Consider the following 14,026-nt stretch of genomic DNA (forward strand, 5'->3'; position numbering starts at 1 on the left):
CGTACTCAATATTTGTAAGCCAGGGTCGCGCCGATCGTGCGCGACTCGCCCAGCCAGCCCCAGACCGTGCCGTAGTCGCCGCTGGAGAGACGGCGGTAGTACGTTGTGTCGAAGGCGTTGTTGATCCAGAGCGAGGCGCTCCAGTCGCCGCGTTGGAGCTTACCACCGGTGCCGGCCGAAAACGAGGCCAGGCCATAACTACTCACGCGGGTGAGCGAAGAATTGTCCACCGTGCCGTACATCCAGCCGCGATAGGCGTAGCGCGCGCCGACGAAGTTGTTCAGGCCATTTTCGCTGCGCCAGCTATAGCGCGCGCTGGCGTTCCACGTCACCTTCGGCGCATTGAACACGCGCTGGCCGGTCAGGTTGCAGGATGGCGGCGGTTTCGGCGACAACGTCACCTCCGGCGCGCAGCGCGCATTGTCATAGTCCGTGTAGGTGGCGTCGTTATACACGGCGGCGAAATCGACCTGCAGATTGCGCGTTAGCGCGGCACGGATACTGGTTTCGGCGCCGCGCGAGCGGAAGCTCCCGGCGTTCATCAAGTAGGTTTGTTGGTCGTCGGGATTGTAGCCTTGGGTTTGGAAGTCGCTGATCTCGGTCAGGAACAGGTCTGCCTTCACCGTCACCTTGTCGTCCCACAGCGAGCCTTTCACACCCAATTCGGCGGTTCTGGTCTTCTCGGGTTTGATGTACAGCGAATCGTTGCCGGCCTGTCGCGCGGCGCCGGCGGAGACATTCAGGCCACCGGACTTTTCGCCATAGGAGCCAGCCAGATAGCTGTTCCACTCCGGCGTCAATTGATACTTCAGCACCAGCGTCCCCGATGGCAGTTGATGGTATTCCTTCAGGTTGCCCGAATTGAAGGGCACGCGATTGAGGCGCACAAACTGGCCACTCTTCTCCTCGTAATTGAAGCGCAGGCCAGCGTTCAAATCCCAGCCCGAAGCGATGTGCCAGGTGCCTTGCGCGTAAGGCGACAGCATATGGTCGCGCAGTTTCCCGAACCGGATCACGTCGAGGTTGTTGTACGACGCCGAAGCGTAATACACGCCGGCCAGCGTACCGGCGGCGTAGCGGGTATGCGCCACCGTGTCCAGATTCTGGCCAAGATAATTCAGGCCGACCGCATAGTCGTAGTCCTCGCCGACCGGCGATTCCAGGCGCAATTCCTGCGACCATGTATGATCGCGCACCTGGGTGCCGGTGTTGTTGTAGATGTTGACGCTAAAGCCGTCGGCCATTACCGGATTTGTGCGGAAGTAGCGCACCGATGTCACTGAGCGCAGCTTGTAGCCGCTGTCGAGCTGCCAATCGGCGACGGCGGAAGCGCCGCCCTGCACCACATGCACCCGGTTTTCATCGTCCAGATCGACCTGCGGGCCGAACACGATGTTGTTCCCGATCGCCTTGGACTTCGCCACGTAGCCGTCGGTGCCGCTAAAGACATTGGTGGCCAGCAGCACCGGCGTCGGCTCGCTGTTGGTATTGCTGTAGTCGGCGCTTAGCCGCAATCGGAACGCGTCGCCCTGCTTATATAACAGTTGTCCGCGCGCGCCGGTGCTGGAAGCTCCGTTCAGGCGATTGCCGTTGCGGACATTGGTGACCGCGCCATCGTTATTGCTGTAGACCAGATTCAAGCGACCCGCCCAACTGGCATCCAGAGGGCCGGAGACCATCGCCCGTCCGCGCGCGTAACCATTCTCCCCGATCGACACCGTGGCCGATGCCTCGGGCGTGAACGACGGCTCCCGCGTATGGATATTCAACACGCCGCCGGTGGCGTTGGCGCCGAAGGCCGCGCCCTGCGCGCCGCTGAGCACCTCGGCATAGGCGATATCGCCCAGTCCATTCCCCAACATGCCGGCGCGCGCAAGGTAGACGTTGTCGACGTAGATCGCCACGCTGCTTGGCATGCCGATATTGGCGTCGCCGCTCGCCTGCCCTCCGCCGTCGCCGACGCCACGAATGCTAATCTGGGTATCGGACGGATCGGTGCTCTGTATCACCAGGCCCGGAATCAGCTGCTGCAAATCCTCGAGCGTCGTCAGGTTCTGCTGCTCGGCCTCGTCGCCGGTCACGCGGTACGACGATGTCGGCGCGCGCTGGATGTTGTCGGTCTCCTGATCGGCGCTGTTGCGGCGGGCGCCTTTGACCGTCACGCGCGCCAGCACTTCGGTTGCCGGCGCCACGGCGGCGGCGGCGGCGGAAACGGGCTGCCGCAACGAGGTCTGCACGATCGGCGCCTGAATCGGCGTGGCCGGACGCGCCGGCGCTGCGGGAGCCGGAGCGCGGCGGATGGTCAGCGCGCGCCCGCCGCCGCTGGTGGCGAGCTCGAAGCCGGTACCCTCCAAAGCGCGGGTGATCGCCTCGGTGGCGCTGAAATTGCCGCTGACGGGCGCCGAGCGCGCCGTCTCGACCAGCTTCGGGTCGTACGCCAGCGCCACGCCGCTTTCGGCGGCAATGCGCAACAGGGTTTTGTCCAGCGGCGCCCCGGCCAGCTGATACGGCTGGCGTGTCGAGTCCTGCGCCAGCGCGGCCGGCAAGGCGAGTAACTGGGTGGCGGCCAACATCGCCAGCATGTGGTGTGGATTCTTCAAAACGTGCCTCACTAGAGTGGTTGTGCACCTCAACCGAGGGGCTTCACAACACATGTGCAGTGAGAATCCAAAAGCGTCAGCACGTTGCGAAAATATTTTTCTGGCAGCGAGCGGTCAGCTGAAAACAACCACATAGCGGCCATAACGCGTCAACTTGACAGGCAACGCGGCGGCCACCTGCAGCAGCGCGCCGTCAATATCGTCGAGACGGAATACGCCGCTGATCTGATGCATCGCGGCTTTGCTGCTGGCCCGCAGCAACCCGGTACGATAGCGGCCGAAGACCTCCAGCAGCTCCGCCAACGGAAGGCGGTCTGCGACAAAGACGCCGCGCGTCCAGGCGCTAGCGGCGGCGAACGACAGCTCGCTGGCCCGGGCGCCATCGTGATCGAAGTAGAAAGTCTGGCCGGCCTCGATCGGCACGGCGGTTCCTCCCACGGGCCGCAGCAGCGCGCTGCCAGCGCCCACGGACACCACGCTGCGCTCCCGCAGCCGCCCCACATTGAATATCGCGCCGCTGGAGACGACGGCGCCGTGCGCGGTGGCGACAGTAACGGTGCCTCCCGATGGAGTTGAAGGCCTCACCAAGAGCTGCCCCTGGCGCAGATCCAGCACGGGCGCGGTGGCGCCGCCGGCAAGGTAGATACGGCTGTCGGCATCGTAGGCCAGCGGCGTGCCGTCCGCCAAAACGCCCTCGCCCCGCTCGCCCACGGCGCTGCGCCAGTCGGCGTCCAGTCCCAGTCCATGCGCGCCCTCGCGGACGCCCCAGGCGCCGACGCCCAGCGCCAGCAGCGCAAAGGCGCCGCGCAGGGCACGCCGCCTTTCCGCGGACGGCGTCCGCAGCGCATGCGCCATCGCCGAAGAACCTCGCGACCCGCCCGCCCCGCCACCGCCCATCCGCGCCAGCCGCTCCTGTAACGCGTCCCAGGCATGCGCATTCTCCGCCGTGGCGCCGCGCCAGCGCTCGAATGCGCGCAGTTCGGCATCATCGGCGTCGCCTTCGCGCAGGCGCACCTCCCACATCACTGCTTGTTGTAGTGGAGACGCTGGCGCAGCCATCAAGCGTACTCGCAGCAAGCCGTCAAGGCCTGTGCGACATATTTGCGGACCATGCTGACCGATACGCCAAGACGCTGCGCGATCTCCGCGTATCCCATTTCCTCGAACTGGCTGAGGATGAACGCCTCGCGCGCCTTGGCGCTGACGCGCTCCAGCGCCGCATCGATGCGCAGCAATTGGTCGACCGCCAGGCACACCTCCTCCGGCGAGGCATCGAACTGCTCGGGGACCAGCGCCAGCTCGGCCAGATAATCGCGCTCCAGATCGCGCCGGCGCCAGAACTCGTAGGTCAGGCGCCGGGCGATGGTCGTCAACAACGCGCGCGGTTGGCGGATATGGCTCACATCATCGAGTCCGGCCAGTTCGGTGAAGGCCGATGCCGCCAGGTCCTCGGCATCGTTGCGCGAGCCGACCAGCCGCTGCATGCTGGCGGTCAGCCAGCCGTAGCTGCGACGGAATTCACTGCCCAGAAAGGTGTCGCGCGCGGCGGAAACGAAGGAAACGGTACTCATGGCCGCCAATATAAACGGGCGGCTTGCGTAATAAAACGAACAATTCCGATCTAGCTTATTCGGAAACCGTCGCGTGACGCCGGGGAGAAAAACCGATCACGAAAGCTGATCGCGGCGCCCATTTTGGTTATCGCGGCAGCCCGCCTTCCAGCATGGCCAAATGACGCTGGATCGTCGCGAACATCTGCTCGACATCGATAGGCTTGGCGATGAAGTCGTCCATGCCGGCGGCGATGCATTGCTCGCGCTCGGACTCCATCACCCCCGCCGTCATGGCGATCACCGGCAGTTGCAGGTGCAACTCCTCACGTATCAGGCGGGTCGCGGTAAAGCCGTCCATCACTGGCATTTGCACATCCATCAGCACCAGCTCGTAGCGCTCGCCGCGCAGCAGCTCCACCGCCACCGCGCCATTTTCCGCCACGGCCACCGCCGCCCCGGCCTGTTCAAGGATGCCTCTGGCGACGTTCTGATTGATCGGATTGTCCTCGACCAGCAACAGGCGAACGCCCGCCAGCCCCGGTGATGCGGGTGCCTCCGCCTCGCCGACGGCGCCTGGCTCGCGCTGCGCGAGCGCCGTCTGCACCGCATCGAACAGGCTGGAAGATGTCACCGGCTTGGTCAGATAGGCCGAGGTGGAGACCTCCGCCAGGTCTTCCATCAGCTTTCCACGCCCATAGGCGTTGACCATGCAAACCACAGGCACGCTCGCATCGGCCGTCTGCGACTGAATCGCCTTGATCGTTTCGACGCCGTCCATGCCGGGCATATGCCAGTCGACCAGCACCACGTCGTAGACGGCGCCGCCGCGCAAACGCTCAAGCGCCTCCGGCCCGGACGCCACGCTGTCGCACACCCAGTTCCAGGCCTCGATGGTCTTGCAGATGAACGAGCGGCTGGTCTGGTTATCATCCACCACCAGAAGGCGCAGGCCGGCGGGCGCCGAGCGGCCAGCAGGCATCGTCGTCTCGTCGCCAGCCATCATCGGCAACGTGAAGCGGAACTCGCTGCCGGCGCCGGGCGTGCTGCGCACCTCGATAGCGCCACCCAGCATTTCGATCAATCCCTTGGAAATGGTCAGTCCCAGGCCGGTGCCGCCGAAACGCCGCGTGGTCGACAAGTCGCCCTGCGTGAAGGGCGAGAACAAGCGGGCCAGCTGCTCCTCGCTCATGCCGATGCCGGTATCGCGCACGACAAAACCCAGCGTCAACGGCAGGCGCGCCGCCAGCTCGACCCGCACCGACACTTCCCCGTTTTCCGTGAACTTGATCGCGTTCCCAGCCAGGTTGACCAGCACCTGCTGCAGGCGCAACGCATCGCCGACCAGTGCGCGCGGCACATCCGGTTCGACACCGATACACAATTCCAGATCCTTGTCGCCGGAGCTCACGCTCATGATGGTCGCCAGCTCGTGCAGCACCTCGTCCAGATGGAAGCGCACCGGATGCATCTCCACCTTCCCGGCCTGCATCTTGGAGAAATCGAGGATGTCGTTCAGGATGCCCAGCAGCGACTGGCCGGAGGCCCGTATCATGTCCAGGTAGCGGCGCTGCTCCGGCGACAGGCCGGTGGTGCCAAGCAGGTGAGCCATGCCCAGCACCGCGTTCATCGGCGTGCGCAATTCGTGGCTCATATTGGCGACGAAAACGTCCTTGGCCGCATTGGCGGTCTGCGCCTGTTTGACCGCCAACTGCAGCTGGAGCGTGCGCTGCTCGATCAGGTTTTCCAGGTGGTGGCGGTAGCGCAGCAATTCCGCTTCGACCGTGTGCAGTGTCACGATCGCGTCGTCGGCTTCGCGGAAGCTGAGGCGCTGGGGCGGCGGCGGCATGCCGCCTTTGCCTGCCAGCCTGACCACGGCGAACGACAAGGCGCTGACGGAACGGGCGATGTTGCGGGCGAAGTACCACGCCACGCCAAGGCCCGCAGCCAGCAAAACCAGCAGGAAAGCGGTGATCCACTTGATCGACGCCAGCATCTCGGACAGCACCACGCTTCTCGGCACGCCGATGACGACGGTCCAATTGCTGGTCCCCGAGCGGCTGAACATCGAATACACGGGTATACCTTCAAGCGTGACCGCCTCGATCGCGTCCTCCAGCTTGTAAGGCAGCTTGGCCAGCAACGACGGCGAGCCCTTATGGCCGACGAACCTGGCCGCTTCGTGAGTACGGGCGACCACCACGCCGGTCGAATCGAAGATGGCGATCACACGGTCCGGCGGCAGCCGCTGCTCCTTGAGCACCTGCCCGAGACGGTCGGGAAGATAAGCGGTCGAAATCACGTAGAGGACTTTACCTTCGCGCAGCACCGGCACGTGGATCGCCACCAGCGGCCGTTTCAGTGCGCCGCCGATGAACAGGTCGGAGATCACCGGCTTGCCTGTCTCGAACACCTTGTTGATCCGCTCCGCGCTGCCCGGATCGGCCAACAACGGACCGTAGGGCCGCGCGGTGTTCATCAACTGCACCGAATCGCGGTCGCTCAGGACGAAATTAAAACCGGGGAATTCAGGCCGCAGCACGTTGGAGGCCTGTTTGTAAAACGCGGCGATGTCGCCGCTATCGAGACTGGGCGAGTTGGCCAGCGCCAGCGCCACGGTGATGCCGGTGTTCAGGTCCCGGTCCACCGCCTGGATCAGCGCGCGGGCGGTGATCAGGGTGTCCTGCTGGATCTGCGTGCGCTCACGCTCGTAAAAGTTATCGGTCAGCAGCGCGAACCCTATGATGGCTGGCAATGCGCAGGCCCACACCAGACTATAAATCTGCGATCTGATGGTCGGCAACGCGGCCACGTATGCCAGGTTCCCTCGGTCCTGCGCCATAAAAGTCCTTCCCGACCGGTGTCTTACTCAGGGAACAACTTTATCACAACCCCAGCTTGCTCCCCAAGCGCAATACGGCGGCGATGTTGCGCGCCGACACGCGCACGTTGCGTGCCGCGTCGGCCAGCGCTTGCTCCACCGTGCACGGACGGCTGACCGCGCCGAACACCGCGTCGATCCCGTGCTCGTGAACCGCCGCCGCGCCGGGCGCCAGACCGCCGGCGATGGCGATCACCGGTTTGCCGTGGCGCTGCGCCACCCGCGCCACGCCGACCGGCGTTTTGCCGTGGATGGTCTGGCTGTCGATGCGGCCTTCGCCGGTGACCACCAGATCGGCGTCCGCCACGGCCGCGTCCAGGCCCACGGCGGCGGTGACGATCTCGCTGCCGGGGCGCAGCCGGCCGCCGAGGAACACCAGCATCGCCGCGCCGATGCCGCCGCCGGCGCCAGCGCCCGGCACGTCGGCCACCGGCCGTCCCAGATCGCGGGCGATGATGTCGGCGTAGTGGCGCAAGCCGGCGTCCAGCAGTTCGATCATCTCCGGCGTCGCGCCTTTCTGCGGCCCGAAGATGTGCGAGGCGCCCTGCGGGCCCACCAGCGGATTGCTGACGTCGCAAGCGACATCGAACACGCAATCGGCGATGCGGGCGTCGAGTCCCAACAGATCGATCCTGGCCAGCGTCGCCAAGGCGCCGCCGCCGGCCGCCAGGTCCTTGCCCGCGCTGTCCAGCAGGCGACCGCCCAGAGCCTGCAGCATGCCAGCGCCGCCGTCGTTGGTGGCGCTGCCGCCGACACCCAGCACGAAGCGCCGCGCGCCCGCATCGAGGGCATCGCGTATCAGTTCCCCCGTGCCGTAGCTGGTGGTGCGCAGTGGATCGCGCAGCGCCACCGGCACCAGTTCCAGGCCGCTGGCGGCGGCCATCTCGATCACCGCCGTCTCGCCATCGCCCATCATGCCGTAGAACGCCGGCACCGGCTCGCCGAGCGGGCCGCGCACGCGCAATTCCACCAGGCGCCCGCCGCTGGCGTCGATCATCGCCTGCACGGTGCCCTCGCCGCCATCGGCAACCGGCACCTTGAGGTACTCGGCATCGGGGAAAATCTCGCGGAAGCCGGCCTCGATCTCGTTGGCGACGGCCATCGCCGACAGGCTCTCTTTATACGAATCAGGCGCTATGACGATTTTCATTGGTGCTCCAACTCTCGACCCCATCATCGATTAACCAGCTTGGCCGGTACACGCAGCACCAGTATCGCACCAAGCAGCATCACGCTGGACAGAATATACAGCGCCACGTCGGTGCTCTGGGTAGCATCCTTGATCCAGCCAACCAGGAACGGGCTGACGAAACCTGCGATCTGGCCCAGCGAATTAATCAGCGCCAGGCCGCCGGCCGCCGCCGCGCTGCCGAGGAAGGCCGCCGGCAGCGCCCAGAACATCGACAACGCCGCCAGCGCGCCCATGGTCGCCATGCTCAAACCGGCGATGACGATCACCGGATTGCTGGAGAAATTGGCCGCCAGGGTCAGGCCGACAAGGCCCATCAGCATCGGCGCGGTGACGTGCCAACGGCGCTCGCCGTGGCGGTCGGCCGACCGTCCGGCCCAGATCATGAACACGGCGGCGAACAGATACGGCACGGCGCTCAACCAGCCGACCGTGACCGCGCTCTGGTAGCCGAGCGACTTGATGATCGACGGCAGCCAGAAGTTGATCGCATAGACGCCCATCTGGATACAGAAGTAAATCACGCCCAGCATCCACACGCTGCCGTTGCGCAGCACGTCGGAGAACGACTGGCCGACCGTGCTGGTGGACTGGCGCTGCTTTTCATCGGCCGCCAGCGCGTCCTGCATCGCGCGCTTCTCGTCGGCGTCGAGCCATTTGGCCTGCGAAATGCCATCGTTCAGGTAGAAATACACGCCAATGCCGAGCAGCACCGTCGGCACGCCCTGCAGCAGGAACAGCCACTGCCAGCCCATCATGCCCCCTTGGCCGGCCGAAAAGTGCGCCAGCATCCAGCCCGACAACGGGCCGCCGATCAGGCCGGAAATGGGAATCGCCGACATGAACAGCGCCATCACCTGGCCGCGTTTCTGAGAAGGGAACCAATGCGTAAAGTACAGCACCATGCCCGGGAAGAAGCCGGCCTCGGCCACGCCGGTGAAGAAGCGCAGCGCGTAGAACGACAGCGGCGTCGTCACGAACAGCATGCACGCCGACAAGGCGCCCCATGCCACCATCATCACGGCGATCCAGCGCCGCGCGCCCAGCTTGTGAAGGATAAGGTTGCTCGGGACGCCGCTCAGCACGTAGCCGATGAAGAAGATGCCGGCGCCAAGGCCGTAGACAGTGTTGCTCAGCTTGAGCGCGTCGAGCATTTCCAGCTTGGCGAAGCCGACGTTGACGCGGTCGAGGTAGTTAAAGAAGTAGCAGACGAAGATAAACGGTATCAGGTGCCACGTCGCCTTTTTGTACGCCCCCTCGAGGACGGACGCCGCAGGCGCTTGCGCGGCGATCGACGGATTGCTCATTCCAGGTCTCCTAAGTTTTTTATAGTGGAGCTGATTATGTGGAATCGCCCAATAAAAAACATCGGCCAAACGCACGAGAATCGGCGGGCTGAAACTGCGATTATTGGGCAACCGCACAAATATTGCCCCATTAAAAGGTTAGAATCAGCCCCATCCTTGGGAAATTATTACAGCAGAAACCACCATGAGCATACTAAGCACCCAGCTGGCGCAGGACATCGTCACGCGCACGATGAAAATCATCCCCTACAACGTGAATGTGATGGATGTCAGCGGCAGCATCATCGCCAGCGGCAATCCGGCGCGCATCGGCGAACTGCACACGGGGGCGATGCTAGCGCTGGCCAAGAAGCTGGCGGTGGAGATCGACAGCGCCAGCGCGCGCAACATGCACGGCGCCCAGCCCGGCATCAACCTGCCGCTGACGGTCAACGGCCAGCTGTGCGGTGCGGTCGGCCTGAGCGGCGCGCCCGACGAAGTGCGTCAATTTGGCGAGCTGGTGCGCCTTACGGCTGAAATGATCCTCGAGCAGGCGCAGTTGGCGGGTGAACTGCAGCGCGACAGCCGCTATCGTGAAGCGTTCGTGCTCAAACTGATCAACGATGACGGCAGCGACCACGCCGGACTGGAGGCATGGGCGCGGCGGCTGGGCGTCGATTTCGGCCGTACTCATCAGGTCTTCGTGTTGGAAGTGGACGACAATGCGGCCGGCACCGTCGAAGCGCTGACCGAAATCCAGCGCCTGCAAATGCGCATGCTGACGCGCCAGCCAACGGCGCTGACTGCGGCGGCCAGCTCACATGAAATGGTCATCCTCGACTTCCACGATGCGCCAGGCGCCGCCAAAACCCAGGCGTCCGGCCCGGCCCAGGACGCCCAGGCGTGGGCGCAAAAGCGGTTGCAATCGTTCTCTGCGATGCTAAAGGAGGAAGGCGGCGACGCCCACACGCTGACGATGGGAATCGCCCTGACCGGGATCGAAGGCGTCGCGATCTCCTACCAAAGCGCGCGCACGGCAGCCCGCATCGGCCGCGCGCGCCAGCCGCGCGGCACCCGCTTCAGCTACTACGAGCAGGCGCTGCCGGTGCTGCTGTCCGGCCTCGGCTCCGGCTGGCAAGCGGCGCAACTGAGGCGCCCGATCGCCCGCCTGCGCGCGCAGGACAAGAACAAAGAGCTGCTCCAGCGCACGCTCGAAGCCTGGTTCACGCACGACGGCCACCCGGCGGCGACGGCCGAAGCGCTGCACATCCACCGCAACACGCTCGACTACCGCCTGCGCCGCATCGGCGAGATTACCGGACTTGACCTCGGCAAGCTCGAAGATCGCTTCCTGCTGTACGTCTCCGCGCTGCTGACAGACCGATAAACCGACGGGGGTCAAGTCTGACATTCGTACACGGCCTGATCATTTATACGGATTCTTGCAACAAAGCAAACCATTAATTCATACCAAGTTCCTGTATCATTTGGCGGCGCCGCGATCCGGCGCGAGGGGCAGAACCCCACACCATAGATACAGACAAACACAAAAATAAATGGAGCCCAATTTTGAGCCTTTTTAGAACGAAGAATCTGGATGACATGATCGCCAACGCGCGAAAACCGGGCGGCTTGGCCAAGGTGCTTGGTCCCTTCGACCTGATATTGATGGGCATCGGCGCCATCGTCGGCACCGGCATTTTCGTGCTGACCGGCACCGGCGCCGTCACCGCCGGCCCCGCCCTGACCTTGTCCTTCATCGTCGCCGCCGTCGCCTGCGGCTTCGCCGCGCTGTGTTACGCCGAATTTGCCTCCACCGTACCGGTCGCCGGCTCGATCTATACCTATACCTACGCCACCCTGGGCGAACTGGCCGCCTGGATGATAGGCTGGGACTTGCTGCTTGAATACGGACTGGCGACGTCGGCCGTCTCGGTCGGCTGGTCCGGCTACTTCCAGTCGCTGATCTCCGGCTTCGGCCTGCAGTTGCCCACGGTGCTCACCGCCGCGCCCGGCGCCCTGCCCGGCGTGACCACCTGGATCAACCTGCCGGCGCTGATCATCATGCTGATCCTGACGGCCATGTTGAGCTGGGGCGTGCGCGAATCGGCCCGCCTGAACAACATCATGGTCGCCATCAAGGTCGGCGTGGTGCTGCTGTTCATCGCGGTCGGCGCGCGCCACGTGCAGCCGGCCAACTGGCAGCCGTTCATGCCCTACGGCTACAACGGCATGCTGAGCGCGGCCGCGCTGGTGTTCTTCGCCTTCATCGGTTTCGATGCGGTGACGTCGGCCGCCGAGGAAGTCAAGCGTCCCGAGCGCGATCTGCCGATCGGCATCATCGGCTCGCTGGCGGCCTGCACGATCCTGTATGTGGTCGTGTCCGCGATCATGACCGGCATCGTGCCTTACCAGCAATTCCTTGGCGTCGACCACCCTGTCACCCTCGCGCTCAAGTACGCCGGCGAAAACTGGGTCGCCGCCTTCGTCGACCTCGGCGCCATTCTGGGCATGACCACGGTGATTCTGGTGATGGCTTACGGCCAGACCCGCGTGATCTACGCCATGTCGCGCGATGGCCTGCTGCCGAAGCGCCTGTCGACCGTGCATCCACGTTTCCATACCCCGTTCTTCGCGACCTGGCTGGTGGGTATCGTGTTCGGCTTGATCGCGGCCGTTGTGCCGCTAAATATCCTGACCGAGCTGATCAACATCGGCACCCTGGCCGCGTTCAGCCTGGTGGCGATCGCCGTGGTTATCCTGCGCAAGAAGCGTCCCGATCTGAAGCGCGCCTTCCGTTGCCCTTGGGTGCCGGTGATCCCCGCGCTGGCAGTGATCTTCTGCGTCATGCTGATGACTTACCTGAGCTGGCATACCTGGGTCGCGTTCATCATCTGGATGGCGATCGGCCTGCTGATTTATTTTGGTTACGCGCGCAAGCATTCGGCGATGAACTGAAGGCCTGAGGCTCGAAAAAAACCCGGCGCGACCATCAGGTTGCGCCGGATTTTTTTTTGCTTACTCCCCCTGCCTTAATTCACGGTCAATTTCCCCGTCCCCGCGTTACTCAGCACCGACGCCTTCACCGCCGACGCCCCCAGCGGCGAGTACGAATACGGCACGGTCCAGCCGACAGCGTTGCTGAAGCTGCACGCACCGGCCACGTTCAACGCGCTGCCGTTCAACAGCGAACCGGTATCGACAATCGCGCCGGTCTTGCTCGACGAGCCCGGATTCTTGACGATGTCCGGACAGCTGCTGGCGCCGGCGATCTCGAACGCATTGTTGGTGGAAATCACCTTCGCCAGGTAAGCCACGCCGATGCTGTACTGATGCTTGTACACCGGATGGCTGCGCGAACCCTCGAAGTAGTTGTTGTAGACGTGAACCTTACCGAAACGCACACGCGGCGCGCGGTCGCTGATGTTCAGGTAGTGGTTGTTGTTGAAGGTAACCGTCAAATGGCCATCGTCCGTGGTCCGGCTGTCGGAAGAACCCACCAGGTTGTTCTTGGCGTGCAGCTCGAATCGATTGTTCGACACCGTCACATAGTCCGAGGCGTTCTTGACGTCCAGCGCGCCGTCGTGGCACTGCTTGAGCATGCCGTTCTCCGTCGGCAACTGGTCATCGGTCTTGGGTGCGTCGGTGAAGACATTGTGGTCGACCCAGACGTTGGTCGAGGCCAGGATGGTGACGCCGTCATACTCCGAGTTCCAGTTGCCGTTGGCCCCATCGTTCGGATCCCACAACGGATATTTGTCGCATGGCAGGCTGATGTTCAAGTTGCGGATGATGACATTCTTCTTGCCGTTGACGACCAGATTGGCGTTGACCAGCTTGGCATCGCTGCCAACGCCGATCAAAGTGGTATTGCTGCCCAGCTTGATCTGCAGACGTGCGGCCTGGTCGTCCTTGCTGGTGTACGGGCCGCCGTTGTCCGACGAGGTCGGATCGATGGTTCCGTACAGTTTGATGATCTTCGGATTGTCGCCCTGGGCCTTGATCGCCGCCATCAGCTGCGACGCGGAACTGACCTTGTAGATCGCGGTCGATGGCGCGGCCGCGCCGCCGGTGGTGCCGCCGTTAGTGCCGGCCCAGCCCGATGCAGGCGCCGACTGATAGGTGGCGTCGCCCGGAGTTGGCGTAGGCGTAGGCGTCGGCGTCGGAGTGGGAGTTGGCGTCGGGGTCGGCGTCGGGGTCGGCGTCGGGGTTGGCGTAGGTGTCGGGGTTGGCGTCGACGACAGCGGACCAACCGCACATTTTTCAGCCACCCCCGCATTCGGATCAGAACCGAAAGTCGCCGTGGTGCACGCCACATTGCCGGACAGGGTTTTGATCACCCACTTATCCTTCAAGCCGAACGAGACCTGGCGGCTCGTGGTTCCCGCCTTGCAAGTCCCGCCCTCATCGGCGCATTTCGAAAAGCCGGTGGGCCAATCGGCGGCGTAGGCGCTGGTTGAAAACAGCGCTGCCAGCGCCGCACACATTACGGAATATTTTGGTGCCATGATTTTTGTCTC

9 protein-coding genes are annotated in these 14,026 nt (G+C 64.1%); 2 read left to right on the top strand and 7 right to left on the bottom strand.

Annotated features, from left to right (window positions below):
- Positions 1-5 precede the first annotated feature (5 nt).
- From AC0IYS_RS16460 to AC0IYS_RS16485, 6 genes are all read right to left on the bottom strand, one after another.
- Entirely contained in the window at positions 6-2,600 is a 2,595-nt protein-coding gene (locus tag AC0IYS_RS16460; RefSeq protein ID WP_471706163.1) for a TonB-dependent receptor, read from the bottom strand.
- Positions 2,601-2,714: 114 nt separating this feature from the next.
- Positions 2,715-3,623 (bottom strand): DUF4880 domain-containing protein, encoded by a 909-nt coding sequence (locus AC0IYS_RS16465; protein WP_471706164.1) that lies wholly within the window; start codon positions 3,621-3,623, stop codon positions 2,715-2,717.
- A gap of 35 nt (positions 3,624-3,658) precedes the next feature.
- Positions 3,659-4,171, bottom strand: a complete 513-nt coding sequence (locus AC0IYS_RS16470; protein ID WP_471706166.1) for a sigma-70 family RNA polymerase sigma factor — start codon at positions 4,169-4,171, stop codon at positions 3,659-3,661.
- A 127-nt stretch (positions 4,172-4,298) separates the two neighbouring features.
- Positions 4,299-6,992 (bottom strand): response regulator, encoded by a 2,694-nt coding sequence (locus AC0IYS_RS16475; RefSeq protein WP_471706167.1) that lies wholly within the window; start codon positions 6,990-6,992, stop codon positions 4,299-4,301.
- A 43-nt stretch (positions 6,993-7,035) separates the two neighbouring features.
- Entirely contained in the window at positions 7,036-8,181 is a 1,146-nt protein-coding gene (locus tag AC0IYS_RS16480; RefSeq protein ID WP_471706168.1) for a glycerate kinase, read from the bottom strand.
- 23 nt (positions 8,182-8,204) lie between these two features.
- Positions 8,205-9,527, bottom strand: coding sequence for an MFS transporter (locus AC0IYS_RS16485; protein ID WP_471706169.1), 1,323 nt, complete (start codon positions 9,525-9,527; stop codon positions 8,205-8,207).
- A 184-nt stretch (positions 9,528-9,711) separates the two neighbouring features.
- Between AC0IYS_RS16485 and AC0IYS_RS16490 the strand changes: the two genes are divergently transcribed.
- Entirely contained in the window at positions 9,712-10,893 is a 1,182-nt protein-coding gene (locus AC0IYS_RS16490; RefSeq protein ID WP_471706170.1) for a sugar diacid recognition domain-containing protein, read from the top strand.
- A gap of 182 nt (positions 10,894-11,075) precedes the next feature.
- Positions 11,076-12,464 (top strand): amino acid permease, encoded by a 1,389-nt coding sequence (locus AC0IYS_RS16495; RefSeq protein ID WP_471706171.1) that lies wholly within the window; start codon positions 11,076-11,078, stop codon positions 12,462-12,464.
- Between the two features lie 74 nt (positions 12,465-12,538).
- Here the strand turns inward: AC0IYS_RS16495 and AC0IYS_RS16500 are convergent, their stop codons facing one another.
- Positions 12,539-14,014, bottom strand: a complete 1,476-nt coding sequence (locus tag AC0IYS_RS16500) for a pectate lyase family protein (protein ID WP_471706172.1) — start codon at positions 14,012-14,014, stop codon at positions 12,539-12,541.
- Positions 14,015-14,026 lie beyond the last annotated feature (12 nt).

Source organism: Duganella sp. AC237 (assembly GCF_979254035.1).

Coding starts and splice junctions, on each gene's coding strand:
- AC0IYS_RS16480 (WP_471706168.1), bottom strand. CDS start 8,181: ATGAAAATCGTCATAGCGCCTGATTCGTATAAAGAGAGCCTGTCGGCG.
- AC0IYS_RS16465 (WP_471706164.1), bottom strand. CDS start 3,623: ATGTGGGAGGTGCGCCTGCGCGAAGGCGACGCCGATGATGCCGAACTG.
- AC0IYS_RS16500 (WP_471706172.1), bottom strand. CDS start 14,014: ATGGCACCAAAATATTCCGTAATGTGTGCGGCGCTGGCAGCGCTGTTT.
- AC0IYS_RS16490 (WP_471706170.1), top strand. CDS start 9,712: ATGAGCATACTAAGCACCCAGCTGGCGCAGGACATCGTCACGCGCACG.
- AC0IYS_RS16485 (WP_471706169.1), bottom strand. CDS start 9,527: ATGAGCAATCCGTCGATCGCCGCGCAAGCGCCTGCGGCGTCCGTCCTC.
- AC0IYS_RS16470 (WP_471706166.1), bottom strand. CDS start 4,171: ATGAGTACCGTTTCCTTCGTTTCCGCCGCGCGCGACACCTTTCTGGGC.
- AC0IYS_RS16475 (WP_471706167.1), bottom strand. CDS start 6,992: ATGGCGCAGGACCGAGGGAACCTGGCATACGTGGCCGCGTTGCCGACC.